Origin of the sequence: Salegentibacter tibetensis (genome assembly GCF_020164485.1) — a bacterium.
GTDB classification, from domain to species: Bacteria; Bacteroidota; Bacteroidia; order Flavobacteriales; family Flavobacteriaceae; genus Salegentibacter; species Salegentibacter tibetensis.
In genome coordinates this window covers 1-1,700 of record NZ_JAIQZA010000080.1, presented here as the reverse complement: position 1 = coordinate 1,700, position 1,700 = coordinate 1, and the positions used below count along the sequence as shown (strand labels likewise).

2 protein-coding genes are annotated in these 1,700 nt (G+C 33.9%); one reads left to right on the top strand and one right to left on the bottom strand.

Features of this window, described 5'->3' with window-relative positions; translation table 11 throughout:
- Positions 1-118 precede the first annotated feature (118 nt).
- Entirely contained in the window at positions 119-439 is a 321-nt protein-coding gene (locus tag LB467_RS19490; protein WP_224475642.1) for a group II intron maturase-specific domain-containing protein, read from the top strand.
- 494 nt (positions 440-933) lie between these two features.
- Here LB467_RS19490 and LB467_RS18530 read toward each other — a convergent pair whose 3' ends face one another.
- A complete protein-coding gene (locus tag LB467_RS18530) occupies positions 934-1,581 on the bottom strand; it encodes a hypothetical protein (protein WP_224475641.1) in 648 nt (215 codons plus the stop codon).
- Between the last annotated feature and the right edge of the window lie 119 nt (positions 1,582-1,700).

The following is a 1,700-nucleotide window of genomic DNA, read 5'->3' as shown; positions in this document are numbered from 1 at the left end:
AGTATGCTCCGGAATAATTTTGCCGGCCAGCCATTTTTTTAATTTATAAGGGGGTCAGCATCCGCCGGAATGACAGATACCTAAAAGGTGGGCTTTAGAGGGGTCAGCTTAGTCCGGAATATCCAACCACTACGTTAGAGGCTGGGTGAACTACTTTAAAATGGCAGATATAAAAAGCCTGCTGAGAAACATAGATCGCTGGTATCGTCGACGTCTAAGGATGTGTATCTGGAAGCAATGGAAACGCATTCGCACGAAAGGAAAGATGCTTATCAAGCTTGGCCTGAACAAGTGGAAAGCGTGGGAATATGCCAACACGAGGAGAAGTCACTGGCATATCGCCAACAGCTTTATCCTCACAAGGACCATAACCACGCACAGACTGAGACAGGCTGGCTACCCTTTTCTGCTGGATTATTATCTTAAAGTTAGAACGTAAATTAGGGAACCGCTCAGTACGGATCCGTACGCTGAGTGGTGTGAGAGGACAGATAGGGAATTAATCCCTATCTTCCTACTCGATTTTATCTCTTTGCTAATAGGCTTACCAGGGATATTGTTTAAAGTTAATAAATTTTCAATTTAAACAATGGTCTAGTTTTGTCGAGGCATTATACACAAGGTTCCGTTTAGGAAAAGTAGCAGATTTTACGTACTATTTTTAGAACTAAAATTAAGATAGCAGAAAAGAACCAAAACCTTTGGTTTCGCCCCTAACTGCTATTTTTGTATACCGTGTTATGTCACGTCATTTTTCTCTACTTTATTTTTGTTATAAAAGTATAATCCTATCATTAAGCACATAGATAAGGTTATTAGAAAAAAAGTTTTTGAATTAACTTCTTTTATAACAAATAGTACAATTGCAAGTATTTCAATCGCAATAAAAATTGACAGTAAAATTTTTTTATAAAATTTCATAATAATTATAATTTATGAACACGCTTCAATAATTGCCGCTGTAGCGATTCCTTTACTAACTAAAAAAACTACAAGAGAAGCGCCTCCGGTTACAAACGCAGCACCAGCCGTTACACTTATTGTACCAGCTATAGCTAAAGCACACCCCCAAGAAATACCTTTTATTTGATCCTTTGAAAGTTGAAAATTTCTATTGTTTTTTAACTCATTTTCTACGAGATGATAAACTTCTATTAAGTTAAAAAGAAAATTTGCTTCCTCAATATTATTAATTCGGAAATTATCCATTAATAATTGGTATCTATTCTCTTTAGATTTATTGTCTTGGTAAAATTCCAATTGAGCTAAAAATTTATTGTTTATTTTAAATTGTGAATACAGAGATTCAAGCCCATTTTCATTAACATACTTAAGGTTTTGAATAAATTTCTTTTCAACGCTAGAATTTTCAAAAGTGGAGGATTTGATTTGTAAATTTTCATTTGCTCTTTTCAGTTCTAGTTTAATATTCTTATGTATGCTTTCCAATTGGATTTCATCTAAAGAGCTCGATTCAACCATTTTATTTTCGATTAAATCAGTATTATCTTTACTGCAAGAAACAAGCAATATTAAGAATGAGAAAAAAATTGCAAAATATGGTTTTCTAAAATTTTTCATATGTGTTTTATTTTATTTTTAATCAATTAGGGCCAAAACTCTCCCGTAGGGCTTACTGCTCTATGACCGGTTTTCACTATTTACAGTGTGCTATAGGCCCAATTTTAATGGTGATCTAT

Bases quoted from the DNA above. Each gene is read 5' to 3' on its own strand.
- LB467_RS18530 (WP_224475641.1), bottom strand. From the start codon at position 1,581: ATGAAAAATTTTAGAAAACCATATTTTGCAATTTTTTTCTCATTCTTA.